This window comes from Phaeovibrio sulfidiphilus (assembly GCF_014861485.1).
GTDB lineage: Bacteria > Pseudomonadota > Alphaproteobacteria > Rhodospirillales > Rhodospirillaceae > Phaeovibrio > Phaeovibrio sulfidiphilus.
The window spans coordinates 444,990-470,295 of the sequence record NZ_JACZHT010000002.1; the positions used below are offsets into that span (position 1 = coordinate 444,990).

Sequence of the window (25,306 nt, forward strand, 5' to 3'; positions counted from 1 at the left end):
ACAGGGTGGCGTGCGTGTCACGCGACCATATTACACGCGACTGCGGTTGTTTTGAATGGCGTCCTCAAACGCGGACAGGGTCCGCTCCGCGATCCGCGTGGGATCGAAGAGCTGTCGGGCCTTGGGGGTCTCGAGCCGTTTTTCATCAAGAACGGATGGGGTTTGTCGGATGTGATTCAGGATTTGAATCAAGTCCCGGGGGCGCTCCGGCTCAAAGCAGAAGCCCCATGCCCCGTTTCCGGCCGTCTCGAAAAGCCCTCCCCGGTTGGTGACAATGGGCACCGCACCGTTGAGGATGCTCTCCATGACCGTGCGCCCGGAAGGCTCGTTCCACAGGGCGTTGGCGACGGTCACGTCCACCCGGGCGTAAAGATCCTCGGGCTTCTGCTGGCCCAGAAACTCCACGGGCAGATCCCGGGCGAGGGCTTTCAGGTGGGCGACGTAATCGGGATTGCCGTTTCCCGCCACATGAAGACGCCAGGATCGTGGGAAAAACTCCCGCAGCGTGCCCAGGAGGGACTCCAGTCCCTTCTCGGGGGAGAGGCGGGCGATAAAGCCGATATTGAGCCGGTCGGGCTCGAGCAGCCCCTTGCGCGCCGGCAGCCCGTCCGGGGGGGCGTAGGAGCGGCTGACGACGCTCTGGGCGCAGTCGGGGAACAGGCCCTCCCGGTCATGAATGACCGATTTCATGTACTCGCTGACGTAGATGGCGTGCGAGACCTTCCGTGACAGGGGCAGCGAGCGGTTCCGGGCGAAGATCCGGCACAGCCGGCAGACGTTTGCGCAGTTGGTTCCGTCCTTGCGGATCATTCCCGAGCGTGTGCAGACGGGATAGTAGTCGTTGGCCGTGTGCACAACGGGGATCCCCAGGCGGAAGGCCGCCCGCCAGACCCCGAGGGACAGGGATGCGAGGGTGTTCGTGTTCACCACGTCCGGGCGGAAGGTCTCCAGAACCCGGACATAGTCGTCATCCATCAGGTGGCGGAACCGGTCATTGATGTGGAAGAGAAGCCGCTGGGCCGCCGGATGGTCCCCGTCCAGGTAGAGATTTCGGGTCTTGACCCGGAAATCCATGAATCCGGTGGGCTCGTGCAGGCGCGTTGCGGTGTGGTCGTCCACCGAGAGGATGCCGATCTCATGCCCCATGTCCCGCAGGGACCGTCCCAGGGCGCGCACGGACATCTCGCCGCCACAGACAACGCCCTTGCGGTCAAAATTTCGGTTTGCGATCAGGATGCGCATGCGGTCTCTCACTCTCTCTCCACGTGCCGGTGGACCGGCCTTTCTTCACGTGCCGGTGGACCGGCGGGCCCGGGGCCGGCCCCAGTTTAGCGTCTGGCGGCCGGCGAATGAAGCGGGTCGGGAGCGGGGCCGTCGTGCGGGCCGCGCTGGCCTGGCCCTCCGACAGGGCTCCCTTGGTCCGGCAGGTGCGGCTGCTGGTCGGGTCCGGGCCGCCCCTACCGGGCGGGTACGGACGGGCGCCTGGCGTTTGACATCAGGTAGCCGACCGCGTAGCCGCCGAACACCATGGACGCCGTCGAGAACATGACGCTGTCCGTGACCCCGCCAAGGAGGATGAAGTTCAGGATCACCGCGTAGGTCAAAACCCGGCTGGCGCTGAAGTCGGCCCTGAAGACCGTCCGGCCCGCCAGAAAGAAGATGACCATGGCGCTGATCCCCATGGTGATGCCCAGGGCAAGGAACAGGTTGTCCGGGTGTCCGCCCAGGGACCAGTGGGTCAGGGATCCGGCGATCGCAACCGAGCCGATCCCGTCGCCAATAAAGAGCGTGGGCAACGCCACGAGGCGTGAGATTGCATTGGGCCAGACGATGAAGGTCCGCTCCCACAGGGATGTGGCCACCTTCCCGAACAGTCCGGCGATGTCCACCTGATAGAGGATGAACGGTGCCAGCATGCCGCCCAGAAGGGCCACAAGGGTCACCAGCTTTGTGAACCGTGTGGCCAGCCTGTAGTTCTGCCCGTCGTGGATGGTGGCAAAACTGATGAGGGCGAGGGAGAAGAAGAACCAGACCTCGAAGGCGCGCTGGCGCGTTTGCTCAAAACACATCAGCCCGGCGACAACAATGAGCAGCCGGATTCCCATGGCATAGCGCTGGCCTTTGGCCGGCCACAGGGCCAGGAACGCACAGCCCAGGAAAATGGCGGTGTTGGGTGAGCCGAGCCCCAGTCCGGCAATTCTTCGGACGCCGGAGATGCTCCAGACCTTCGTGACCGCCGAGGAGCGCAGTGTTCCCTCGAAGGTGCTGGTGGGCCAGTGAAAGCCGATGCGGGCGTCGTAGAGCACTCCGATGACACAGACCACGACAACAAGCGCGAGCACGCGCCGCCAGAAAGGCTGGTGTTCCAGGGCGCCCGCCTGTCCGGCGGCAAACCCCAGGATAAACATCAGGAAAAACCGGGCCGCATGGACAATTGACGCCACCTTCAGGGACAGGAGCGACAGCAGGCACCAGGCAAGGATCAAAAAGAGGGCGATCGGGATTCCCGTCTGGTGCCGGCGGCTCTGGTGAAAGGAGATGTACCCCAGAACCCCGAGCAAGATGAGGTCGGGAATATACCAGATCTGGGGAATGTAGGCCCGGATCGGTGCTCCCCAGGCCTCACGGGCCAGAAGGATCAGGACCATGGCCCCAAGGATGGCGATATAGCGCCGTTCGTTGCCCGCCTCGGGAACAGCGAGGCCTCGGTCGGGGGGAGCTCGGCGGGGACTGGACGACGGGGGGATGACGCCACGCCAGAGCCCGGACGGCCGTGCCGCAGCCGGGCCTTCCCGGTCGGTCTGGGGCTGAGCCGGTGTCGGGGCGAGGCCGATGCGTCCCGGTGCCAACCCGGTGTCCCCCTGGCCGGGTGTGCTGTGCCCGCCGGTCCCGTTCTCCCCTGTCTCAGCGCGCGCCCGGGGAGGGCTCGGGAAGCGGTTGCGGTACTCGGGCCACCGCTCACGGATTGCGTCCCGGCCCGGAAGGCCCAGTCCGGTCCGTCCCGGGGGGCTGTCCGTGCTGTGAGCGCCGTCCCGGCTGGTTCCGGAGTCCGGGGTCTCCGCGCCGGCGGTGTCCCCCGTGGGGCGGGAGTCCGCAGGGCCCCCGAACCCGAACCGGGGCAGGGCGAGCCGCGTGCGGAGGCCTCCGGCGCCTGTCGGGCCCCCGGGCACGGGAATGCCCGTCGGGCGCGCCATGGGGAGGCCGGTCGTCTGGCGCCCGGGGGCTAAAGGTGTCGGGTCCGCAGAGTCCGGGCGTGGATCCGGAAGACGGGTGTCGGGCTTTGTGAAGCTGTTCATGGGCGGTTTTCCAGAAGCCGTGCGTTCCTCGGGGCGTCCCCGGAGCCGGCGGGGTACTGGGACAGGGCCGGGCACCTTTCCTTGCAGCGGTGCTGTTTGCGGATCAGTCCGGGGCGCCGTGCAGCCCGGCCCGGGCGGGGCGCGGCCGGGCGGGGGCTCCGTTCCGCCGGGCCCACACCATACCCCGGTCCCTCAGGGAAAGCCCTGTGTTTTTCGTGCTCCACCCCAGGGGGCCTACTGATACGTGCGTGTCTTGCCATATAAGCGGAAGACAGGCGTTCGTCGAGGCCTGGCGCGCAGGGATGTGCCGTCCTGTAACGCCAATTCGTGGTCGCGTGGCCCGCTCTGCATCTCCTGCCCGGGCCAGGATCCCCTTCGGAGCGGGCGGGACGGGGCCTGAAGGCGGCGGGCACACGGGTGGGAGGGCTCCCGGGGCACCCGGGGAGCGGGTGCGGGCGGGGCGTTTGTGAAATCACGATTACTTCTCATTAACCACAGCTCTCTTTTATAAATTATCTAATGATATTGGCGGGCTTTTCTGACATAGTTTCCCCTGATACGGGTGACTGCGGTTTCCCGGTTTTTGTTTGGGTCCATAAGGGGTGACAGGAAAAGCATGGCTAGAAAATATGCAACTCTCACCTTGTCAGCAGCGCTTGCGGCCGCTCTTCTGGTTGGCTGCGATTCGGCAGAGGACAAGGAAACAAAGTACATGGAGCGCGGCATCCAGTACCTTGAGAAAAGCGATTATGACAAGGCGCGGGTTGAATTCCGGAACGCGGCACGGATCAATCCGACCAGTGCGGAAGTTTACTACTATTTCGGTGTTCTTGACGAGGCCAAGGGGCAGATCCGCAACGCCGTCGGGAACTACCTGCATGCCGAGATGCAAGACCCGTCCTATGTGCCTGCCCGCCTGAAGATTGCGCAGTTCGCCCTTGCCAGCGGTGCCTATGACGAGGCCCAGACCCGCCTGACAGCCGTTCTGGACCTGGACCCCAACAACGTGGAGGCCCATGCGGTCCAGGGGGCCCTGAACCTGCGTCGGGAGGACTATGCGGGTGCGGAGCGCGAGGCCCGGTTTGCCCTCGAGAAAGAGCCTGGCAACATGATTGCCATCTCCGTGCTCACCGGTCTTTATATGGCCAAGAAAGAGCCCGAGCGCGCCAACCAGGTGGTTGACGAGGGGCTGAAGTCCAGTCCGGACAACGAGGGGCTCCTGCTTCTGAAGGCCTCGGTGGCGGAGCGCCAGGACAATATCGAACGCTTCGAGGAGGCCTACCGCCAGATCTTCCAGAAGGATCCGGCGAACGTGGCCCGCCGTTCGGAGATGGCCCAGAAATATCTCCAGCTGGGGCGGGTGGATGACGCGGAGCGCACCCTGAGAGAGGGGATCAAGGCGGATCCGTCCTCGGTGGCCCTGCATCAGGCCCTTGTCTACTTCCTGGCAGAGACCCGGGGGCTGGACGCGGCCGAGGCCGAGGTCAAGCTCGCCAAGACCCAGATCAAGTCCGAGGCCCGGGGAGCCAACCCGGATTTCTGGCTTGCGGACATCTTCCTGCGTCGCGGGGAGGCGGACCGCGCCGAAAGCCTGCTGCGCGAGATGTCCAGTTCCGGGGATGAGGATACCCGACTTGGCGCGCGCACCGTTCTTGCCCAGATTGCCTATGAGCGGGGCAAGACCGCCGAGGCGGATCAGATGGTCAGGGACATCCTGAAGGACAAGCCCGATTACACCGCGGCCCTTCTTCTGCGGGCGCGTCTGGCGTTTGACAAGGGGCTCTTCCAGGAGGTGGTGTCCGACGCCCGCACGATCCTGAGGGATCAGCCGGACTCGGTGGACGCCATGCGTCTTCTGGCCGAGGCCCTGTTTGCCCAGGGGCGCGTCGATCTGGCCATCGAGGAGCAGAACGCTCTGGTCACGGCGGCGCCCGAGGACGTGGCCGCAAAGGTCCGTCTGGCCCAGTTCTACGACATGCACCAGGATGCCACCCGGGCGCTGGACATTCTCCAGCAGGTGACCGAGAACACACCCGACTACCCCGTCGGCTGGGAAAGCATGGCCCGCATCGGAATTGCCCAGGAGAAGTATGACCTTGTGAACAAGGCCATCGGTGAGTTGCGCCGCCTGGACGGGCAGGCCCTTCTTGCGGACTACCTCCAGGGTGTTCTGGATCTCCGTCAGGGGAAACCGGATGTGGCCGTTCCGCTGCTGAGAAAGGTGGCCTCTTCGGATCCCACCTCGCCTCTGGGCGACCGGGCGCTCAATACCCTGGTCCAGACCTGGAGCGGCTCGGGTCAGTATGACCAGGCTCTGGAGTTCCTTCGCTCCCTGAAAAGCGAGGACATCGGCATCCGGCTTCTGACCGGAGAGGTGCTCATTGCCCAGGGCAAGCTCGATGAGGCCCGCACCCTGTACGAGGACATCGCCCGTGAGGCCCCGAATACGGGTGCCGCCTATCTGGCGCTGGCCTCGATCCGTGCGCAGGAAGGCGATGTCGAGGCGGCCAAGGGTATTTTGAACGAGGGCATCAAGAGCGATCCCCAGGATCTGCGTATTCCCATGATGCTGGCCTCGATTTTGACCTCCGAGAAGAACTACACGGAAGCCATCAAGATCTACGACGGCATTTTGAAGGTCAATCCCGAGTACGATCTGGCGGCTAACAACCTGGCGGCGCTGATCTCCGACTTCCAGTACACCGATCCCCAGGCTCTCGAGCGGGCCCGGCGTCTGGCGGAGCGTTTCCAGAGTTCCGAGAACCCCATCGCGCTGGACACCCTGGGCTGGGTCTACTACCGCCAGGGCGAGCTGGACCGCGCCATCACCTACCTGAAGCGGGTGGTTGCGGCCATGCCGGGCGAGCCCCAGCTGCACTATCACTATGGCGCGGCGCTGTACAAGAAGGGGATGAAGGACCAGGCCAGGGAGGAGCTTGAGGCTGCCGTGGTCGAGGGTGCCGAGTATCCCGGCATCGAGGACGCGCGCAAGATGCTCAACGAGCTTTAGGAGCCAGCGCCCCTGCGGGCGTGACACAAGGCGCCGGGTGGTCTCGCCCGGCGCCTTTTTTGTTTTTTGCAGGGGGGCCTGGGGGCGGCTGATCCGGGGAGGCTGTCTTCGGGGAACGGAGGGTGCCCGGCGGGTCAGCGCGGGCGGTCCAGGGCCTCCGTACACTGGCGGACCAGTTGGGCCCGGTCCCCGTCGTTCACGACTTCGCCGTCAAGGGACAGGTCTCCCGTCCGGGCATCGTAGTGAATGACCCCGATGGGGATGTCGGTGGAGGTGACGCCCCGTGGAAACTGTCCTTTCCGGTAGAGAAAGGGATCCACGTAGAGCAGAAACGTGAACCCGTTCTCCACGCCGCCGGACCAGCGGGACCAGTCCTCCAGGTCCGCGCCCTTGACCGGCTTTCCCCGCACATCGCGCCCGCCCGAGGCGTTGACGTCAGCGCGGGGAACGTGGCGGGTCAGAAGCTGAAGGCAGTCGGACCGGCTCATGGTTACCGTCCGGCCTGCGTCCGGACCGGGGGGTGCTGCCGGAACTGGCGCCGGGCGCGAGGCCCCGGCCGGCATGGGCGGAGCGTCCTGCGCACGGATGTCGGCGGGGAGGGCTGTTCCAACCGCAAGAAACGGCACAAGCGCTGCCAGAAGGCGAGGGTATGCCAGACGGCGGGGGTATGGGGGCATGTGTGTCATCCGCGCTCCTTTTCGGGTGGGCGGCCCGGTGGTGTGTTCGCCGGGGGGCCTGCCGCCCCTTGAGGTGTCCGGTGTCCCCGGGTGGTTCCGGCGGGGCTCCGGTCAGGCTGTCGCAGGGCGCCGGGGGCGCCAGGCCGTGGCAGGGGAGCCTGGGGTGCCAGGGTGAGCCGCGTCCGGAGCCGCAGCGGGGCACGCCGCCCGCGCGCCGCCCGTGCTCCGAACCCGGGCGGCAGACCCGTGCTCCGGACTGCAAAGATCCGCGTCCGTTCCGGAGGCGCGTTCGGGGCAAGCGGGGGAAGGGGCCCCCGTGAAAAGGGTATGGGGATTTGCTCCGGCGCGCAAGCCCGGCACCCGGCGCCGTGTCCCGGTAACAGACGGCCTGCCATGGCCGCCCCGCTTGAGGAGCAGTGTCCGGGCGCATGGTCCTTTTCGCCGTTCGCGCGGTCCGGGTCTCCTCGTTCTCCGGGTGCTCCCGATGTCCGCGATCGGGGGACAGGCGGTGTGCAGCCCGGGTGCCGCCACAGAACAAATCCTTCAGGTTCCGGATCCTGCAGCCGTTCCTTTAACTGTTATTGCGAGGGGCCGGGGAAGGCGCTACCATGTTCGGATGTGGGGGCGGAGCGCGTTCCCGGGCGGGTGCCCGACACCGGCCCAGCTTGTTTCGTGCCTTTTTTTCAGGTGGTTTTCCGGGGAAACTGTTGCTTGAACACTGCGTTGCACGGGAAGAACCAGCTGGATCCGCGCTCCGGGGACGCCGTGTGCACCACGTGCTGCCGGTGTCTGGGGCTTTGCCGGGACTGTGCCGGAATCTCGGCTGTCGACGGGTGTGTGATCCGCTCGGCAGGCGCCGAGGCGTCCGGGGTGTGCCGCGTGTGCAACGGGGCGATGCAGTCGGTTCCCCCTGAGAAAAGCCCGGGCGGAGATCTCGTCCGCCTCCTGTCCGATCTTCAGGACAACGTGCCGGTCTCCCTGATCGTCGAGCCGTCCCTCAGGACCGTGTTCCCGGGCTGGCCCGGTGTGCTGGCCTGGTTTCGCTCCCGTGGTGTCCGCCTGGTGTATGACGCGTCCCTCGGGGGCGACATCTGCGTCTGGGCCTGGCTCCGGTATCTGGAGCGCGATCAGCCGCCTGCGGTTGTTGCCGGCCTGTGTCCTCCGGTCGTGTCCTATTGCCTGTCCTGTCGCCCGGAGCTCTCGGCCTTCCTGTCTCCGGTCCTGACGCCGGCCGAGGCAACGGCCGTCTACATGCGCCGCTACCGGGGCGTGACCGGCAAGATCGCCCTTCTGTCCCCGTGCTATTTCCCGGCGCCGGACGCAGAGATGCCCCACGGGCCGGACTACCGTATCAGCTTCAACGCGTTGCTCCGCTTCCTGGAGGAAAGGAACATCGCGCTGCCGGAGAGCACCCGGGGCTTCGACCACCTTGAGGTTGGGGTGGGCAGTACCCTGTCCATTCCCGGGGGGCTTGCGGAAAATCTCGAGTTTTTCATGGGGCCTGACATCCGGGTGGACAGCGTGACCGGGCTCCGTGCGTTTGAGCTTCTTGCGGCCTTTGCCGATGCGGATCCAGCCTTGCGCCCGCGGGTTCTGGACGTGATGACCTGCGAGGAGGGCTGTGATGGCGGGCCCGGGAGTTCGCCCGACCCGTCGCCGCTTGTGGTCCGGGCGCGCCGGCATGCCTGGCGGAAGGCCCGGATGGCCTGGCGCTCCCGGTCCGTTGCCGGGCGCGCGCTTGCAGCCTTTGACAGGATGCTGGCGCTGGACGACTTCCTCCTGCGCCGCGAGGTCTCGCCCGTTCAGCCCGGGGTGCCGGCTGTGTTCGGCCCGGCCGGGGTGGCGGCACATCCGCTCCCGCCCGAGGGCGGGCCATCGGATACAGCCCCGGCGGAGCCTCCCGCGGCGCCTGACAGGGCGCTTGCCCCGGAGCCGGGTTCCGGTACCGTTGGGGGACCGTTGGCGGGGGAGGCGGCCTGCGGCGGCGATGGCGCAGATCCGGAACCGGCTGCCCCGGACGACAGGGACGACGGGCGGGACACGGCTTCGGAATCCGTGTCCCCGGAAGATACGCAGGGCGCAGATCCGGAACCGGTGGGTTCGGACGAGACCCGGGGCGCGGCCCCGGCACGCACGGCCCCGGAGGACGGCGGGCCTTCGGGACGGGATGCCGGCACAGCGGGAGCATCCGGAATACCTGGAACACAGGGGGACAGGGACATGAAGGACAGGACGGACGCACTGGATGTGGTCAGGGACGTCGCCGACGCCCTTCTGGCATTCCACGGGAACGACTATGCCGAGGCGGTGCCCGACGCCCTGGCCCGGATCGCGGGACTTGTGGGCGGTGATCATGGCTCCGTGTGGATGTGCGACGCGTGCCAGGATCCGGCTGCTGTGTGTGAGCGGCGGTTTTCGTGGTCCGCCCTTCCGGATCTGCCGGAGGCCTCGTTTGAGGGGCCGCTCCCCGGGCGCTGGCTGGCGACCCTTGCCCGTGGCGAGGTTCTGGACCTGACCCGAGGTGATCTTGACCCCACGGAGGCCGGCGCCCTTCCCGCGCTGTTCCAGTCCCTGCTGCTGGTTCCGGTCCACCTGAGGGGGCGCTTCCAGGGGTTCCTTGCGGTGCTCGGGTGCAGCGCCCGGGAGCCCGGGTCGGAGGGGCTCTCGGCGGTGCGGGCCTGCGCGACGGTCGTTATCTCCAGCATCATGGAGCGCGCCATGGCGGCCCGCCTTCTGGAGGCCAAGGAGGAGGCCCAGGCCGGCACCCGGGCCAAGAGCGCCTTCCTTGCCATCATGTCCCACGAGATGCGCACTCCCCTGAACGCCATTATCGGCCTGAGCGAGCTCATGCTGGGCAACGGCGACGTGAGCGGGCGCCAGGCGGAGAACCTGGAGAAGATCTATTCCTCGGGCGTGACCCTTCTGGGGATCATCAACGACATTCTGGACGTCTCGAAGATCGAGTCCGGCAAGTTCGACGTGGTCTCCGAGGAGTACGATGTCCCCAGCCTTGTCAACGACACCCTGAGCCTCAACGTCATGCGCCTGGGATCAAAGCCCATCACCTTCAATATCGAGGTGGACGAGAATCTGCCCGCCCGCCTGGTGGGGGACGAGCTGAGGGTCAAGCAGATCTTCAGCAACCTTCTGAGCAACGCCTTCAAGTACACGGACCAGGGCTCGGTGACGCTGAAAATCTTCTCCGAACGGGAGGGGGACACGGTCTGGCTCTGCGGCGAGATCGCGGACACGGGCGTCGGGATCCGGCCCGAGGACATGAAAAACCTGTTCCTGGAGTACACCCAGCTGAATGCCGGCAGCTCCCGTGCCATCGAGGGGACGGGGCTTGGCCTGTCCATCACCCGCAAGCTGGTGGAGATCATGGGGGGCGAGATCACCGTGTCCAGCGAGTACGGCCGGGGCAGCACCTTTGCCTTCCGGGTTCGCCAGGTGTTCGCGACCGACAAACGGATCGGCCCCGAGATCGTCGACAGCCTCAGGAGCTTTGCCTATGCGGTGCGCAAGCGTGACCGCAGTGCCAAGCTGATCCGTATCCAGCTTCCCTACGCCCGGGTTCTGGTCGTGGACGACGTCCAGACGAACCTGGACGTGGCCCGGGGCATGTTGAAGCCCTACGGCATGGAAATCGACTGCGTCACCAGCGGCCAGGCCGCCGTGGACCTGATCCGCGAGGAGACGATCCGCTACGATGCCATTTTCATGGATCACATGATGCCCGGAATGGACGGCATCGAGGCCGTGCGGATCATCCGCAACGACATCAACACGGACTATGCCCGCACCATCCCGATCATTGCCCTGACCGCCAACGCGATTGCGGGGAGCGAGGATCTGTTCTTGCAGAACGGCTTCCAGGCGTTTCTGGCAAAGCCCATCGACATCAACCGCATGGATGCGGCCATCAATCGCTGGATTCGTAACCGGGACAAGGAGATCGAGTGCGGTCTTCATATTCCGGATCCGCAGGAGGAGGGCGGGGCCGTGCCCTCTGACGCGGCCGGGGACCGGATCCGCCCGTTCCTTCTGACCTTCAGCATCGTGGGCATGGACCTGCGCGCGGGCCTGGAGCGCTTTGGCGGGGATTCCGCCACCTACCTGGAGGTGCTCCGGTCCTTTGCCGCCAACACGCCGCCCCTGCTCGAGAAGCTCGCCACCGAGCCGGTCATGGAGGCCCTGGACGCCTACGCCACCATCGTTCACGGCATCAAGGGCAGCAGCCTCGGGATCTGCGCCCATGACGTGGGCGAGAAGGCCAGGGTTCTGGAGATGGCCGCCCGCTCGGGCGACGCGGCCTACGTGCAAAACAGCACGGGCAACTTTGCCGCCGATGCGAATGACCTGATTTTTGCCCTGAACCAGATTATCGGAAAGATCGACTCCGGGATCCAGAAACCCTTCCGGAACGCCCCCGATCCCCGGACCCTCGAGGCGCTGGTCGCCGCGTGCCGGACCTGGGACATGGATGGTGTGGACACGGCCATGGAGCAGCTCGAGGCCTGCACCTATGGCAATGACAACGATCTGGTGGTCTGGCTGCGCGAGCAGGCGGATGTCATGGGCTTCGGCGCCATCATCGAGCGCCTCGGAGGCTAGGCCCACGCTTGGGAGCAGGCTGGGGGCACGCGAGGGGCAGGGCGCGCGGCCGCCCGGGTTCGCCCCGGACCGGATCCTGGAATCCGCCCAAAACGCGCACCCGGTCAATTCCCCATGGCAGCACGGGGTCTTTGTGTGGTAAAAAAATGGAATGGTTCGGAGTGCGAACGGATCCCCGTGAAGGGGCGGGGCGTTCTCCGGTGGCGGGGCAGGGTTCCCCGTCCGGCGGTCCGTCCCCGCCGACATGTTTCAGGGTCAGGGAACCCGGGGTGGATTCTCACGATGGGTGTCGCGCCTCCGGGAGCCGGATCTCTTTCCAGGGCCTGCAGCACCTCCTCCATGCAGGCTGAACCATCCCCAGCCGTTCGGGAACCAGGACACCATGGCAGACGACCGTCTCAAGATCATTCTCGTCGACGACAGTCGCACAAACCTGAAAATCGGCAAGAGCCTGCTGAAGGACCAGTACGAGGTGTTTCCCGTTCCCTCGGCCCGGGTTCTGTTCGAGCTGCTGGAAAATGTGTATCCGGACCTGATCCTTCTCGATATCGAGATGCCCGAGATGACCGGCTACGAGGCCATCCGGATCCTGAAGGAGGAGGACCGCTGGAGGGACATCCCTGTCATGTTCCTGACCTCGAAAACCGATCCGGGCGCCGAGCTGGAGGGGCTCACCCTGGGGGCCATCGACTACATCACCAAGCCGTTCTCGCCGGCCCTTCTGCTGAAGCGGATCGAGAACCATCTTTTGATGGTGGCCCAGCAGAAAAAGCTCCACGACTACAACGACAATCTCCAGTGGATGGTCGCCGAGCAGACCCGCAAGATTGTCCGGCTCCAGAACGCGGTGATCAGCACGCTCGCCGAGATGGTCGAGGCCCGGGACGGGGCCACCGGTGCCCACATCGAGCGGACCCAGCGCTACCTTCTGCTTCTGGTCCACAAGATGCTGTCGGAAAACGTCTACCTGGACGAGATCCTGTCCTGGGAACTGGAGTTCGTCATCCCGTCCGCCCAGTTGCATGACATCGGCAAGATCGCCATCAGTGACCTGATCTTGAACAAGCCCTCCAAGCTCACCGAGGAGGAATACGAGATCATGAAGACCCACACCACCGTGGGGGCCGAGGCGGTCGAGCGCATTGAGTCCCTCACCGAGGAGCATGACTTCCTGACCCACGCCCGGCTGTTTGCGGAATCCCATCACGAGAAGTGGGACGGGACCGGCTATCCCTATGGCCTGGTTGCCGAGGATATTCCGCTTCAGGGGCGGCTCATGGCGATTGCGGATGTCTACGATGCCCTGGTGTCCACGCGCCCCTACAAGAAGCCCTTCCCGCCGGAGGAGGCGGCCCGGATCATCATCAACGGCAGCGGCACCCATTTCGATCCGGCCCTGGTGGAGATTTTCGAGAAGGTCCAGGACGAGTTCGCCGTCGTGGCCCGCCGCCTGATCTAGGCTGCCTGCCCGCGGTTCAGCCCCGGCGGTGGCGTCCGGGCGCCGTCATCCGCCCGCCGCAGGCCAAGTGGCCGGCTGCGGGGCGGGATGATCGGGGCCCTGACGCTCGGGAGCCACAGGCTCTGGCGCAGGGGCTCAGGGGCAGGGGGCGTGACGGTCGCGAAGCTGGGTGGCGCTGACGCCCTGGATCTCCGAGACCGGAACGCCGTGGCGTGCCGCCTCGGCCTTGTAGGCCTGCATTCTGCGGGCGTTTGTCTCGCTGACCAGGGCCGAGACCTCCGGGCTCTGCGTGGTGGCGCGCACCAGGCCGTCGGTGGTCTCGCAGACCGCGCCGCGCGAGCGGGCGTCCTGAAGCGACAGGGCCCAGGCCGGTCCGGGCAGGGCCAGACCCAGGGACGCCAGAAGACAAGCCGCCGCCAGCCGGACAGACCGGATGTCGAGACCCCGCCGGCCGGAGGAAAGCAGAGGAAACGTGCGTTGCATTGGTGTGTCCTCTCTAGAAAATGCCGGGGTTGGAGCGGTGGAGTTCCTCCACCTCCCGTTCGAGACGGATGTAGACGTCCTGCTGGATCCGGACGTTGAGGTCAATGCGGATGGGCTCGGCCGGGGCCTCCACCCTGACGGTGGGGCTGCACGAGGCCACGGCGCCCGGGATGACAAGGGCGCAGAGGCCGGGCCTCAGGCCCCGGGCCAGGAACTGGAAAAGATCTCTTGCCATAGAGGATTCCCTGAAAAAAGGTGGTGGACCCACACACGGTGCAGTCTAGCGCTTTTTTGCGTGTGTGGGGCCCCTATTCGCGCCGGGTTTTCCGCTTTGTCACCCCCCGGCGGGCCCGGGCGCCCAGGATCTGCCTGGAAACCAGCTTGAGCAGGGCCCCGGACTCGATGGGCTTGCCCACATGTCCGGTCATTCCCGCCCGAAGGCATTTCTCAATATCATCCCGGAACACGTTGGCCGTCATGGCTAAAATCGGCATGGCCTCAACGTCCGGCCGGTCGAGGGCCCGGATCTCGCGGGTGGCGGTGTAGCCGTCCATCACCGGCATCTGCACGTCCATCAGGATAACATCGAAGTGTCCCGGGGGCGAGTTGGCCACACGGGTTATGGCATCACGCCCGTTGCCGGCCTCCTCGATGAGCATGCCCGCCTCCGCAAGGAAGAACGCCGCCACATCCCGGTTCAGGGGAACATCGTCGACAATCAGGGCCCGCTTTCCGGTCAGGTCCACGGTTTCCAGCGGGACCGTCAGGGTCTCGTCCATGGCGGCATCGGTGTCGGCCAGGTCGAACCAGACGCTGAAATAAAAACGCGCGCCCTTCGCGGGCAGCGGGTCTGCCTGGATGACGCTGTTCATCAGTCCGGCGATGCGCTGGGAGATGGCCAGGCCCAGGCCCGTGCCCCCGTAGTTCCGCGAGACGCTGCTGTCCGCCTGCTCGAAGGGGCGGAACATGCGGTCACGAAATTCCCTGGAAATCCCGATTCCCGTGTCCGAGACCGAGAACTGGACCAGGATCTTCCGGGTGTCCGAGGCCCGCTCCGTGATGTCGAGGGTGACCCGGCCGTTCTCCGGCGTGAACTTGACCGCGTTCGACAGCAGGTTGATCAGGATCTGGGACAGCCGCAGGGCGTCCCCCACCAGATGGGAGGAGGTCAGCGGATTGTAATGAACAGAAAGAATCTGTTTTTTCCGGACAGCCTCGGGGGAGATCCCGCTGACAACGTTGTCCACGCATTGTTTGAGGAAGAACGGCTCCGGGACCAGCTCCAGCTTTCCGGATTCCACCTTCGACAGGTCAAGGACGTCGTTGATCAGATCCAGGAGGTGCTTTGACGAGACCTCGATCTGGCCCAGGCATTTGCGGATTGCCAGCATGTTGCCGGTCCGGCCTGCGATCTGGGCCATGCCGATGATGGCGTTCATGGGGGTGCGCATCTCGTGGCTGAGATTGGCCATGAAGGCGCTTTTCGCGGAGGCGGCGGCCCGGGTTTCCTCGAGGGCATGGAAGTTGTTGTAAATTCCTGCCATCTGCTGCCCGAACACGGTGAAGGACGGGCCCAGATCCCCGGGCCGGAAATCGTAGAACGGCGCCGCGTCGCGGCTGATGCCTCCGGCAATGAAGCCGTCGATTTCCCGTTTGTTGTTGATCAGGGGGAAGTAGATCGCATGGGCAAAGCCCAGTTCCTGGAACGGGGAGCCACTGCAGGGCGGGGATTCGTGCAGGGCATTGATCTTGTGCGGGTTCCAGATTTCCTCGCGGTTGAGCCAGCCCCGGGGCAGGGCCACCGTCCGGGCCTTGTCCAGGGGCAGGTTGCAGCCGCCCGCCACCAGCAGGGTGTCCCCGGAGGCGGACAGGGTGAGGACGGCCCCCTGCTCGAGCTGGAAAATCTCGACGACACCCTCGGCGATGGTCGCGCACAGGTCCGCCGCCGAGACGGACTGGAACGCCTTGCGCGAATACCGGTAGATTTTGCGGAACATGTCGATCTGGGAGTCCAGACGCTCCTGGACCTCCCGTGTTTTCTGTTCCACCCGCTCGCAACGGACGATCCTGGACTGCAGGTCGCTGACCAGAGCCTGGAGGCGCCGGATTTCCTTTTGTCTGTCCTTGCTCACCGGTGTGTCCAGAGTCCGGGCCGCACTCTGCCGTTCAGGCGCCATCGTCCGGGACTGGTCCCGTGACGCCGGGGGAGGGCGCCCCCGTTTGTGCGGACTGTGAGGGAAAGGGGGCGCGAGGTGTCCAAAGACGGCCTACCGGCACAGGACCATAAGGGCCGTGGAGTAGTTGTGGTAGGTGTTCCTGTTGTCGAGGCGGGCATATTCTCCAAATCCGTACATTCCGATCCAGGGGGGGATCTCGCCGTCACGGGTGAAGGCGCTGTGCATCATCCCCATGATCTCGTCCTTGACGACGCGATTGAACAGGAAACGGCCGCGGGCAAGGCAGTCCGTCTGGAACACGGCCACGGGCCTGCGCCCGCCGATCATGCTCCCGAGATAGTCAAGGGACCGTTCCTGCTCGGAAAAGATCAGGGCCTCGTCCCGTGTGGTGAGCCACAGCTTCAGCCCGGCCTCGCAGGTGACCGGGAAGTAAACGGTCCCGTCCCCGTCATAACGGGTGATGACGCGCAGTATATGGGTGTTCCCGTATTCGTCCGCCACTGCTTTGGGCAGCTCTTCTGCCAGGGCCCCGATGGGTATGGTGGTGTGGCAGCAGGTGTCGGGTTCGGGGGAGACGCCGAGCCGGGCGGTGTACTCCTGCCAGGCGGGTTTTCCGTCGAACTCGAAGATCCGGTGTCCGTGGGCCCGGGTGACCACAAGCGGTTCCCCGTAGGCGGAAAACCCGTGGGTTGCCCGGGTGAAGGCCGTGAGGGTCGGGTCCGAGAAGGCAATGGCCCAGGCCGAGTGCTCGGCAATCCGGTCGTTTGTGTACTGGTAGCTGGCAACGCCGCGCATGGTGTCGGAGGAGGTGCCTCCGAAAATGACAATGTCCCCGCCGAACTCCCGGTCAAAGGCCTCCAGAACCCGGTCGTTTGCGATGTCGATGCCCGGACACAGGAGGTAGATCGCGGTTGCGTCGGGGACGCTCTCGCGCAGGGATCGGGCCAGGGCCTGTCCTTTTTCCGCCGCGTTGTCCCCGCGGATGTCCGCGACCGACGCCCAGTTCCATTCCGATGGCCCGCCGCTGATGGCCATGAGGGCGATGTCGTGCATGCTCTCCCCGACGCCGTGCCGACCGGTCACGCCCGAGCAGGAGCTCCCGAGAAGGGTGGCCTGGGGCAGGCGCTGGCGGATCGAGGCCGCAATCCGGTCGAGGGGGTGGCCAAGGGTGGCCTTGATGATCAGGCACACGGGGCCCTCGGGCAGGCCGGACTCCCGCAGGGTGTCCACACAGTCGCTGACCGCACGGTCCGTGTTCGCGCTTCGGGCAGAGGCGGAAAAGAAACTGAGCATCAGGTCACTCCCGAAGGCCAAAGTCCATCGTGCGGGTGTTATTAAACCAGATAAAAAATTGAGCGTCCACACATCCGCAACCCCGGGTGAGTGCGGCTTCCGGGTGCCGGCGTGCCGGCCGCCGAGTCAGGCCCCTGCGTCCCTGGCTCCGTAGCGACGTGGCACCCCGGTTCCGGTGGGCGCTGCCGACCCCGGTGGGTCTTGCAACGCCCGGGATTGCGCCGTTTTCACGCGCGCGGACCCGGCGACTCCAGCCCCCGGCGGGCCCGGTCCGGGTCTCAAAAAAAACCGCCCCAAACGGACGGTTTCTGGTACTCTTCAAAAAAGAAACATGAACCCGTTTGGAGCGCGTGTTTGCACTCATGATTCGTCCGGCACTGGCTATCGCCCTTCCCCTGGTTCTTCCCTTTGTTGTCTGGTTTTCCTGGGCGCTTTTGGCCCGGCTTGTTCGCAGGTGGAGGGGGCTTCCCGACAGCGGGCCGCCCCGGGTTCCGTTCCGGCTTCTTATTGTGGTGTCGTGTGTGCTCACGATCCTGATGATCGGTATCCTGTCCTTTTCCGGTGTGCAGCGGGGCAGCCCCCCGGGCACCCCCTACGTGCCGGTGCAGTCCCAGGACAAGGACAAGAACGTGCGTCCGGCATCCGAGGTGTTCTGACCATGGCCGACGACGGGGAGCATCCCCCCCTCCATACCTCAGACGAGCGCGAGCCGGTCGGGCAGATCGGGCCCGAGGTCTGGCTTGTGGCTCCGGAGACCCGCCGGCTGATGGCAGCCCTGTCGGAGGATGGGGCGCGGACACGGTTCGTGGGAGGCTGCGTGCGCGACGCGCTGATGCGGCGCACGGGCCCGGGCCCCTATGATATCGACATTGCCACGACCCTCCATCCGCAGCAGGTTGTCGAGCGTCTGTCGGCGGCGGGGTTCGAGCCCCGGATGCACAGCGCCGGACATGGGGCGGTGCAGGTGGGGGAGGGCGTTTTTTCGTACGAGATCACGACCCTGCGCAAGGATATCCGGTGCGACGGGCGCCACGCCGAGGTGGTCTTCACCGACCGCTTCATTGATGACGCCATGCGCCGGGACTTCACGCTCAACGCCCTCTACGCCGATGCGGACGGCATGGTCACGGACTACGTGGACGGCATGAGGGATCTGGCCCACGGGCGGATCCGGTTTTTGGGCCGGCCCATGGAGCGGATTGCGGAGGACACTCTCAGGATCCTTCGGTTCTTCCGGTTTCACGCCTGGCTCGGGCGCCCTCCGGCGGATGCGAACGCCGTGTCCGCCTGTCAGGCCCAGGCCGCGGGGCTGGACCGCCTGTCCGCCGAGCGTGTGCGCCGGGAGTTCCTGCGCCTGATGGAGGCGCCGGATCCGTGTGACACTCTGGCTCTCATGCGCGGTACCCGGACCCTCGAGAGGATCCTTCCGGCCCGAACCGATCTGGCGGCCCTGCGGGTGCTGGTGATGATGGAAAACCGAGGTGTGTCGGGGGGGACGCTCCGCCCCGATGCGATCCGGCGCATCGCCTGCCTGATGGGGGCCGGCTGCGCGGATCCGGTCCCGTACTCGGCAGAGACCTTCGCCCGGCTGAGCCTCACGGTGGCCGAGGCCCGTCGGCTCGAGGGGCTTCTGACCCCGTCGGCGGACCTGTGGCCGGACCCCTCGACGGACACGGCCCACGTCCGCGTTCTTCTGGACACACTGGGCCGCGAGGCGGTGACCGACCGGCTGGTGCTGAAGTGGGCTGTGGAGCGCAGCGACGCGGCCGCCACCCACGGGGCGCGCACCGATGCCTGGCTCGCCCTGCTTGAGATGGCCCACTCCTGGGATCCGCCCCCGTTTCCCCTGAATGGCCGGGATGTTCTGGCCTGGGGCCTGACGGGACCGGAGGTGGGGGCCACGCTGCGGGGCCTTCGCAGGGTGTGGGCGCAGTCCGGTGGCGTCCTGTCCCGGGACGATCTTTTCGGGGTCTGGCAACCCGGGGTGTCTCCCCGGCGGTTCCTGGACGGCGATTCAGGGTAGCAGGCGGAGTCCTGGTCTGGCAGTGCGATTTGTCGGGGGCACTTTCCGGCGTCATGCTGAAGATGACATGATAATGATTATCAATATCGAACTAAAAGACCAGCAAAGACGGCGGATGTCTGTGCTTTTGTTTGAAATTGCTAAAAGGACTGCGGGTTTCACCGCGGCCCCTTTCTGCTTTTGGCTTTGCAGGCCTGAAGTTTTGCTTTATAACTTCAACTGGATAGGGTGCGTCCGAACCGTGCCGTTCGCTCATTTGGTTGTGTTTCCTTGCGGATTCATTTTGTTTCTGTGGGAAATACAACTTTTTTGCGAGCGGGTTTCGTGTTCGGTGTGCCCGTCATGCAGGCTGGTCCCCAGCCAACAGCTCGCCCGGGTCCACCGCGCACCTTGCGCCAGGGCCCGCCCATATTTTCAGGCGGCAGGCCGGTCGGGGACCACGTTTTTTATATAGTGCACGATCTCGCAGACCTCCATGGGTGTCTGTGTGTTCGTGCTTGTGGTTTTATGCACCAGGGTCAATCTTTTTCGCTCCGGCGAAAAAGGGGCGCCTTGATCTCCGGAGGGCGGCAGCCCGATTGTTCCGGGGCCAGAGGCTACTAACGTGAGGACGACCAGGATGGCTGATGCCGACGATACAATAGAAATTTTGGGGTTGACGTACCCCAGACGCGACTTCCTGATTTACGGAAGCGTCGGTCTGGGAGCGGCTGGCGTGGCGCTCGTCGCGTGGCCGTTCATTGACTCCATGAATCCCGCTGCCGACCAGCGCGCGCTTGCCACGAAGAAGGTGGATATTTCCGCCATCGAGGAGGGGCAGGCCATTACGGTCATGTGGCAGGGCAAGCCGGTGTTCATTCGTCACCGGACGGCTTCGGACATCGAGGAAGCCGAAAACACTCCCCTCTCGCAGCTGAAGGATCCCCAGACGGATGCGGAGCGCGTCAAGCCGGGCCACGAGCAGTGGCTGATTGTGGTTGGAATCTGCACCCATCTTGGCTGCATTCCTCTCGGCCAGAAGCCCGGTGACCCCAAGGGGGATTTCAACGGCTGGTTCTGCCCGTGTCACGGGTCCCACTACGATACGTCTGCAAGGGCCCGCAAGGGGCCGGCACCGCGCAATCTCGCCGTGCCGCCCTACGAGTTCCTGGACGATCAGACAATTCAAATTGGTTAGGAGCCGTTGAAACATGTCGACGTATACTCCCCCGCAATGGAACAACAAGTACGTTAGCTGGTTCGACAAGCGCTTGCCGGCCATAACGCTGATGCACAAGCATCTGATCGTCTACCCGACCCCCCGTAACATCAACTACTGGTGGTGTTTCGGTGTGGCGTCGGCCATGGCCCTCGTCATCATGCTGCTGACGGGTATCTTCCTGGCCATGTACTACGTGGCGGACACGCGCCTGGCCTTCGATTCCGTCGAGCGCATCATGCGTGACGTCAACTACGGCTGGCTCCTGCGCTACCTGCATATGAACGGGGCCTCGCTCTTCTTCATTCTCGTCTACATCCACATGTTCCGCGGACTGTACTTCGGGTCCTTCAAGGCCCCCCGCGAGGTTCTGTGGTGGATTGGCGTGACCATCCTCTTCCTGATGATCATGACGGCGTTCATGGGCTACGTGCTCCCCTGGGGCAACATGTCCTTCTGGGGCGCGACCGTGATCACCTCGCTGGCGACCGCCATTCCCGGTATCGGCCAGCCGCTGGTGGAGTGGATCTGGGGCGCCCATTCGGTCGACCAGCCGACCCTGAACCGCTTCTTCGCATGGCACTACCTGTTCCCGATCATCATCGCGGCGCTGGCGTTTGTGCACATGTGGGCGCTTCACGAGGTCAAGTCCGGCAACCCGCTGGGCATTGACATCAAGGGTCCGCGGGACACCATCCCGTTCCACCCGTATCACACGGTGAAGGATCTCTACTTCCTGACCATCGTGCTGATCTTCTTCAGCTACTTTGTCTTCTTCTCGCCGAACTTCTTCGCCGAGGCAGACAACTACGTCCCGGCAAACCCGCTGCTGACGCCTCCGCACATCGTGCCGGAATGGTACTTCCTGCCGTTCTACGCGATCCTTCGTGCGGTGGACTCCAAGCTGGGCGGCGTGCTGCTGATGCTGGCCTCGATCCTGGTGCTGTACATCATGCCCTATCTTGATCGCTCGCCGGTGCGCTCGGGGTCGTTCCGTCCCCTGTTCCGCTGGGCGTTCTGGATCTTTGTCGCTGACTGCCTCTTCCTCGGCTGGCTTGGTGCGCAGCTTGCGGAGGAGCCGTACATCACGCTGATCCGCATCGCGACGGTGATCTACTTCGCGTACTTCTTCGTGGTCCTTCCGCTGCTGAACAAGTACGAGAAACCCGACCCGCTGCCGGACAGCATTTCCGAGCCGGTGACGTCCCGGGCTTGATGGCGACGAAGCAAGGAGCAAACGAAAGATGAAACGTATCATCACGCACGCCCTGACGGTCGCCGCCATTACGGTTGCCATCGGGAGCACCCAGGTCCACGCGGCAGGGATTGACACCACTCCCTCGCTCAAGCGTCTGACCTGGACCTGGGACGGTCTGTTCGGACGCTATGACCAGAAGCAGCTCCAGCGGGGCTGGACGGTCTACTCCGAAGTCTGCGCGGCCTGCCATGCGGTGAAGTACCTGCGCTACCGCGATCTGGAGGGCATTGGTCTCACCAAGGCCCAGACCGAGGAGCTGGCCGCAGCGGCCGAGGAAATTCAGGACGGGTTCGATGACGCGGGTGAGCCGTTCTTCCGCACCCGCATCCCCTCGGATCCCATCCAGCAGCCCTACGCCAACGAAGAGCAGGCCAAGGCTGCCAACGGTGGTGTTGCGCCTCCCGACCTCTCGATGATCACCAAGGCGAGAAAGCGTGGCCCGGACTACGTGTTCGGAATCCAGACCGGCTATCCGTCGGACTTCCAGGGTGAGCCCCCCGAGTGGTGGATCAAGCAGTTCGCCGATCCGAAGACGGGCGAGTACGATTTCCCTGCGGACAAGTACTTCAACAACTTCTTTGCGGGTCATGCCATCTCCATGCCCCCGCAGTATGTTGACGGTGTTGTCTACGAGGACGGCTCCAGCCCGACCCAGGAACAGGGCCTGATCGACGTGATCACCTTCCTGAACTGGGCCTCGGACCCGAACCTCGAGGCGCGCAAGACCATGGGTCTTTGGGTTCTGGTGTACCTTGGCGTTCTGGCCGGGTTCCTCTACGCCCTGAAGACCTACATCTGGCGGGACGTCGAGCACTGACATCCTCTGACCACGGCCGCACGCCGGCCCTGAGACAGATCTGAGACCTCTTGTGACCACCGGAAATCAACCTCCGGTGGTCATTTTTTACATAAATCGGCAAAAAACAGGCATTTAACACCTTTAGCTTGCATTTTCAGTTTCGTTATAGTTGATTGGCGTAATCGAGGTCCATCCGAGGAGAGATGTCGTGCATGGAAAGTCTGCCGGGGTTCCCCAACACGAGGATCGTCGTATCCGTGAGGCCCGCCAGCGTGTTCGCGACATGCAGAATGCGCGCACGGAGATTGACCGTGGCCTTCACGTTCTGTCCGTAACCTGTGACGCCCTGGACGAGGCGAGGGGCTGTGTGGCGCGAGCCGGGGACGTGGCCCTCGGGGTGGCGGACGAGGCTCGCGCTCCGACGCGGGAGCCGTTGGGGAGCGAGATTGCCGCCGCCCTGGCCGCGGCGATCGAGACCATCCGGGGGGCCGTGGTTGACGGTCTCAACCTTCTGCATGGCGACGAGGATGACGGCGCGCCCGCCGGTATGGAGATTGCGGTTGCGGACGCGCCCGCCACGGTCATTGGCCGGACCCCGGTTCTCGCGTTCTTCGAGGGGCTTCTTGAGGGGGATGCGGTCTGCCTTCCGGAGTCCTTTGGGGCGTCCGGACCGCCGTCAGATGAGGAGCGTCAGGAACTGGCCTCCCGACTGGCTCTGGTGTCCATGAGGCTTCATCAGGAGGGGCTCCGGTACCGCCAGCATCTTGAGAGCCTGGTGCAGCGCGCCGATTTCGTCCGGACCATGATCGAGACCGTGAGCAGCACGCTTCTGCCGCACTCCGGCCAGCCCCTGTCTGATGCGGACGCGTTGCGGATGGCGTCCTCCGTGGGGACAAGCCTTCGGGCCGCGCGGGATCTTCCCGCCCTTGCCCCCCGGTCCGCATCGTCAATCCTCGACCTCTTCTAGAGGCCCGAGTTCTGGAGGCCCGGGCCCGGTCTTCGTGCCGGGCTCCCGCTCGCGGTCGTGCGGGCCGCTCTTTCTTACCCTGGTCTATGCCATCCTGTTCGCGGGGCCTGTCCCGGCTCCGGCCCGCGTGCGCGCAAGAGGCCGGCGCCCTGTCGCGGATTCTTTCCGTCAGGCTCCCGGCTCGCGGCGCCCGTTTCGCGCGCCGGTTTTCCGCGGTTTCCACCCCGGATCGAACTTTTGCATTAATTGCCTGTATATAAAGTTGCGTACCCGGCGGGGTTCGCTCATATATCCTCGTATGAAAAAAAATCCAAACTGGAGAGCGTGCCGCCAATCTGGTACTCTCGTTGAACAGACCGGTCCGGGGTTTTCCGGACCGTCCTCTGGATTTTGTGTAGATCGCGTCTTGATTCGGGGCCTTCAGGTTATTTCCCCGGAACTGCGGGTATTGTTTAGGATTGCCCATGCCACTGAAAGTGACCCTGAAGCCGGGAGAAAAGATTCTTGTCGGGACGGCGGTTCTTGCCAATGGTCCGACGAAATCTGAGATCGTCATCCTGAATCGTGTGCCGGTTCTTCGTCAGAAAGACATCATGACTCTTGAAGAGGCGACAACGGTTACCAGGAAGCTTTATTACACGATTTTGAACATGTACACGTCGTCCGATCAGGGACATGACTACCACGAGGTGTATTCCCTCCTGATCCGGCAGATCGTCGAGATGTCCCTGTCCGACGAGGCGCTTGAGGTCATGCATGACATGTCTTCGGCCCTGGTGGCCGGAGACCATTACAGGGCTCTGAAGCACTGCAGAAAGCTGATCGAGTATGAAGAGGAGTTTCTGAAAAATGGCGAAAAGCGCACTTGAAGCCTACACGACGGTCCAGAAGACGTCGCAGAGTCCGCGGGAAATCGAGGCCCGGGCCTTTTTCAAGGCCGCCTCCATGTTGCGCGAGGCCAAGGAAAACCAGGGGGACCGGGCACTGTACCGCAATGCGGTTCGCCTGAACGCCGTCCTTTGGACCATCATGCAGGCCGATGTCACCACTCCGGAGAACACCCTTCCGGACGAGCTCAAGGCCAACATTCTCAGTCTGTCCCTGTTTGTTGACAGGCAGTCGGTTGATGCCCTGGCAACGCTCGATCCCTCCAAGCTGGACGTGCTCATCTCCATTGATGAGAACATTGCCCTCGGGCTGTCCGGTGATCTCGGGGACGGCGCGACGGCTGGCCCCAGTCGGAATCGGGCGCCGGCGGCAAATACCGAAGAGGCGTCCGCGTCCGGTTCGGCCGCCGGGGTGATGCCCGCGGGATCGTTCAGTATCTCGGGGTAGGGCAGGTTCCTGTCCCGCAAGCCGGCGGCTTCTCGGCCGGCGGGGTCTACGGCAGGGGATGTTTCATTCTGGAACGCTCTCCTTGCCGCAGGGCCCGAACCCACACTCCGTGTTTCAGGCGACGCCCCCGCATGGCGTCGGCCCCAGCTCTGATGCCACGCTGTGGCGTGGTGTCTCGCTCCCGTGGCCCCTATGGCAACAGGGTTGTCGGTCCGGGCCGGATCGGCGTTGTCCCGGTCTCTCCGGAGTTTTCCGCGTCTTCTTGTACAGGCCTGCTTTTCCCGGTGAGTTTCCGGGCCGTCGGCCCTGTTGGTGCGGGATCGGCGTTGTATCGGTCTGCCTGTGTATGCCGGTGTCTGTCTGGCGTCTCCCTCTTCCCTTTTCCCCTTTTGGTTCGAGCCCCGGTGACGGAGCGTCGGGCGGATCTGGCGCTCGCCTCTGACCCTGAGCTGATTCCGGCGTGTGGGAAGCGGTATATGGGGATTCATGTTTGCCTTTTTCGGACCGTTTCCGGGCGTCGGAGACTCTGGCGCTTTCCGCTCGCGCAGCCGAACCACGAGTAGTCTTCCCCGTCCTGTGCTCAAGGAGCTGTGCGCTCTGGGCAGGCTGTCCTCCACCGCGAGTGTGAATGGTGTCGGAGGTTCGTCCGCCCGGCTTGTGCGTCGTGTTGGGTGTTGTGAATTGTGCGCGTCGGGGGTGGGGCGGGGTGGGGTTTTT

18 protein-coding genes are annotated in these 25,306 nt (G+C 64.7%); 11 read left to right on the plus strand and 7 right to left on the minus strand.

The features are described 5' to 3' along the window. Positions 1-30 precede the first annotated feature (30 nt). Both IHV25_RS04800 and IHV25_RS04805 read right to left on the minus strand, forming a co-directional pair. A complete protein-coding gene (locus IHV25_RS04800) occupies positions 31-1,254 on the minus strand; it encodes a glycosyltransferase (RefSeq protein ID WP_192533960.1) in 1,224 nt (407 codons plus the stop codon). A 203-nt stretch (positions 1,255-1,457) separates the two neighbouring features. Continuing rightward, complete coding sequence (locus IHV25_RS04805; RefSeq protein ID WP_192533961.1) at positions 1,458-2,849, minus strand: hypothetical protein; 1,392 nt, start codon at positions 2,847-2,849, stop codon at positions 1,458-1,460. A 1,063-nt stretch (positions 2,850-3,912) separates the two neighbouring features. Here IHV25_RS04805 and IHV25_RS04810 point away from each other — a divergent pair. Further along, on the plus strand, positions 3,913-6,306 hold the full coding sequence (locus IHV25_RS04810; RefSeq protein WP_192533962.1) for a tetratricopeptide repeat protein: 2,394 nt from the start codon (positions 3,913-3,915) through the stop codon (positions 6,304-6,306). A gap of 134 nt (positions 6,307-6,440) precedes the next feature. Here IHV25_RS04810 and IHV25_RS04815 read toward each other — a convergent pair whose 3' ends face one another. Next, positions 6,441-6,794 carry a hypothetical protein gene (locus IHV25_RS04815; protein WP_192533963.1) on the minus strand — a complete coding sequence of 118 codons (354 nt, stop codon included), beginning with the start codon at positions 6,792-6,794 and terminating at the stop codon, positions 6,441-6,443. Between the two features lie 900 nt (positions 6,795-7,694). Here IHV25_RS04815 and IHV25_RS04820 point away from each other — a divergent pair. After that, positions 7,695-11,597 (plus strand): ATP-binding protein, encoded by a 3,903-nt coding sequence (locus tag IHV25_RS04820; protein ID WP_192533964.1) that lies wholly within the window; start codon positions 7,695-7,697, stop codon positions 11,595-11,597. A 382-nt stretch (positions 11,598-11,979) separates the two neighbouring features. After that, positions 11,980-13,056 carry an HD domain-containing phosphohydrolase gene (locus IHV25_RS04825; protein ID WP_192533965.1) on the plus strand — a complete coding sequence of 359 codons (1,077 nt, stop codon included), beginning with the start codon at positions 11,980-11,982 and terminating at the stop codon, positions 13,054-13,056. Between the two features lie 135 nt (positions 13,057-13,191). Here the strand turns inward: IHV25_RS04825 and IHV25_RS04830 are convergent, their stop codons facing one another. The 4 genes from IHV25_RS04830 to IHV25_RS04845 form a co-directional block, all read right to left on the minus strand. After that, a complete protein-coding gene (locus tag IHV25_RS04830) occupies positions 13,192-13,539 on the minus strand; it encodes a DUF1318 domain-containing protein (protein ID WP_192533966.1) in 348 nt (115 codons plus the stop codon). A 13-nt stretch (positions 13,540-13,552) separates the two neighbouring features. Further along, complete coding sequence (locus IHV25_RS04835) at positions 13,553-13,774, minus strand: YnbE family lipoprotein (protein WP_192533967.1); 222 nt, start codon at positions 13,772-13,774, stop codon at positions 13,553-13,555. Positions 13,775-13,847: 73 nt separating this feature from the next. After that, positions 13,848-15,671: an ATP-binding protein gene (locus IHV25_RS10425; protein WP_192533968.1), complete on the minus strand. Its 1,824-nt coding sequence runs from the start codon at positions 15,669-15,671 to the stop codon at positions 13,848-13,850. A gap of 135 nt (positions 15,672-15,806) precedes the next feature. Beyond that, positions 15,807-17,009 carry an FIST signal transduction protein gene (locus IHV25_RS04845; RefSeq protein ID WP_192533969.1) on the minus strand — a complete coding sequence of 401 codons (1,203 nt, stop codon included), beginning with the start codon at positions 17,007-17,009 and terminating at the stop codon, positions 15,807-15,809. A gap of 362 nt (positions 17,010-17,371) precedes the next feature. On the opposite strand from IHV25_RS04845, the gene IHV25_RS04850 reads away from it, so the two are divergent. From IHV25_RS04850 to flaF, 8 genes are all read left to right on the plus strand, one after another. Then, positions 17,372-17,665: a hypothetical protein gene (locus tag IHV25_RS04850; RefSeq protein ID WP_192533970.1), complete on the plus strand. Its 294-nt coding sequence runs from the start codon at positions 17,372-17,374 to the stop codon at positions 17,663-17,665. Positions 17,666-17,667: 2 nt separating this feature from the next. Beyond that, positions 17,668-19,032 carry a CCA tRNA nucleotidyltransferase gene (locus IHV25_RS04855; protein ID WP_192533971.1) on the plus strand — a complete coding sequence of 455 codons (1,365 nt, stop codon included), beginning with the start codon at positions 17,668-17,670 and terminating at the stop codon, positions 19,030-19,032. A gap of 619 nt (positions 19,033-19,651) precedes the next feature. Next, positions 19,652-20,209: a ubiquinol-cytochrome c reductase iron-sulfur subunit gene (petA, locus tag IHV25_RS04860; RefSeq protein ID WP_192533996.1), complete on the plus strand. Its 558-nt coding sequence runs from the start codon at positions 19,652-19,654 to the stop codon at positions 20,207-20,209. A gap of 13 nt (positions 20,210-20,222) precedes the next feature. After that, a complete protein-coding gene (locus tag IHV25_RS04865; RefSeq protein ID WP_192533972.1) occupies positions 20,223-21,446 on the plus strand; it encodes a cytochrome b in 1,224 nt (407 codons plus the stop codon). Between the two features lie 28 nt (positions 21,447-21,474). After that, positions 21,475-22,305, plus strand: coding sequence for a cytochrome c1 (locus IHV25_RS04870; protein ID WP_192533973.1), 831 nt, complete (start codon positions 21,475-21,477; stop codon positions 22,303-22,305). Positions 22,306-22,495: 190 nt separating this feature from the next. Next, positions 22,496-23,254, plus strand: a complete 759-nt coding sequence (locus tag IHV25_RS04875) for a hypothetical protein (RefSeq protein ID WP_192533974.1) — start codon at positions 22,496-22,498, stop codon at positions 23,252-23,254. Positions 23,255-23,718: 464 nt separating this feature from the next. After that, positions 23,719-24,123, plus strand: coding sequence for a flagellar biosynthesis repressor FlbT (locus IHV25_RS04880; RefSeq protein WP_192533975.1), 405 nt, complete (start codon positions 23,719-23,721; stop codon positions 24,121-24,123). Beyond that, positions 24,104-24,589 (plus strand): flagellar biosynthesis regulator FlaF, encoded by a 486-nt coding sequence (gene flaF, locus IHV25_RS04885; RefSeq protein ID WP_192533976.1) that lies wholly within the window; start codon positions 24,104-24,106, stop codon positions 24,587-24,589. Before IHV25_RS04880 ends, flaF begins: the two co-directional genes overlap by 20 nt. Positions 24,590-25,306 lie beyond the last annotated feature (717 nt).

What these genes read in the sequence shown, in the direction of transcription:
- IHV25_RS04855 (WP_192533971.1), top strand. Translation starts at nt 17,668, where the DNA reads ATGGCCGACGACGGGGAGCATCCCCCCCTCCATACCTCAGACGAGCGC.
- IHV25_RS04825 (WP_192533965.1), top strand. Translation starts at nt 11,980, where the DNA reads ATGGCAGACGACCGTCTCAAGATCATTCTCGTCGACGACAGTCGCACA.
- IHV25_RS04865 (WP_192533972.1), top strand. Translation starts at nt 20,223, where the DNA reads ATGTCGACGTATACTCCCCCGCAATGGAACAACAAGTACGTTAGCTGG.
- IHV25_RS04835 (WP_192533967.1), bottom strand. Translation starts at nt 13,774, where the DNA reads ATGGCAAGAGATCTTTTCCAGTTCCTGGCCCGGGGCCTGAGGCCCGGC.
- petA (WP_192533996.1), top strand. Translation starts at nt 19,652, where the DNA reads ATGGCTGATGCCGACGATACAATAGAAATTTTGGGGTTGACGTACCCC.
- IHV25_RS04880 (WP_192533975.1), top strand. Translation starts at nt 23,719, where the DNA reads ATGCCACTGAAAGTGACCCTGAAGCCGGGAGAAAAGATTCTTGTCGGG.
- flaF (WP_192533976.1), top strand. Translation starts at nt 24,104, where the DNA reads ATGGCGAAAAGCGCACTTGAAGCCTACACGACGGTCCAGAAGACGTCG.
- IHV25_RS04830 (WP_192533966.1), bottom strand. Translation starts at nt 13,539, where the DNA reads ATGCAACGCACGTTTCCTCTGCTTTCCTCCGGCCGGCGGGGTCTCGAC.
- IHV25_RS04815 (WP_192533963.1), bottom strand. Translation starts at nt 6,794, where the DNA reads ATGAGCCGGTCCGACTGCCTTCAGCTTCTGACCCGCCACGTTCCCCGC.
- IHV25_RS04845 (WP_192533969.1), bottom strand. Translation starts at nt 17,009, where the DNA reads ATGCTCAGTTTCTTTTCCGCCTCTGCCCGAAGCGCGAACACGGACCGT.
- IHV25_RS04850 (WP_192533970.1), top strand. Translation starts at nt 17,372, where the DNA reads ATGATTCGTCCGGCACTGGCTATCGCCCTTCCCCTGGTTCTTCCCTTT.
- IHV25_RS04810 (WP_192533962.1), top strand. Translation starts at nt 3,913, where the DNA reads ATGGCTAGAAAATATGCAACTCTCACCTTGTCAGCAGCGCTTGCGGCC.
- IHV25_RS04870 (WP_192533973.1), top strand. Translation starts at nt 21,475, where the DNA reads ATGAAACGTATCATCACGCACGCCCTGACGGTCGCCGCCATTACGGTT.